Here is a 469-nt window from a genome sequence, read left to right as displayed (position 1 = left end):
GGCCACCTGCGCGCCGCGCGCGGCCGTGGCGTCGAGCCGGGCGCGGATGTCCGGCGGGGTGTTGATCCGGCGGATGCCCGGCAGCGGCTGCACCGTGGCGGGCAGCCGGTCGGGCACCGACACGTCGATCGAGACCACGTCGACGCGCCCGGCGATCCGCGGCGTGCGCGCCAGCGGGCCGGAAAGCGCGAGGTTCAGGCTCGCGACCGCCGTCATCAGCGGACTCGAGATCAGCTCGGCGCGTTCGCCCGCGATGCGGATCGTGCCGGGAAAGCCGGCCTGCGGCTCGAGCGCCACGCGACCGTCGGCCCGGAGCTGGCCGCCGTTGCGGGTCGCCAGGGTGAGGCGTTCGAGGACGATCGTGTCGCCGCGCCCCGTGGCGCGGCCCTCGATGTTGGTGAGCCGGATGCCGTTGAGCGGGTCGGCGAAGCTGCCGCCCACGAGCGTCGCGCTGCCCTCCGCCCGCGGC

The 469-nt window shown here is 76.5% G+C and carries 1 protein-coding gene; it reads right to left on the bottom strand.

The window, feature by feature from the left end; all coding sequences use genetic code 11:
- A partial coding sequence (locus FV222_RS28945) for a translocation/assembly module TamB domain-containing protein (protein WP_187277547.1) occupies nucleotides 1-469 on the bottom strand: 469 nt, incomplete at both ends.

Source organism: Methylobacterium sp. WL103, from assembly GCF_008039885.1.
GTDB lineage: Bacteria > Pseudomonadota > Alphaproteobacteria > Rhizobiales > Beijerinckiaceae > Methylobacterium > Methylobacterium cerastii.
The sequence above is the reverse complement of the archived record's forward strand: the minus strand, read 5'-3'. Positions and strand labels throughout refer to the sequence as shown.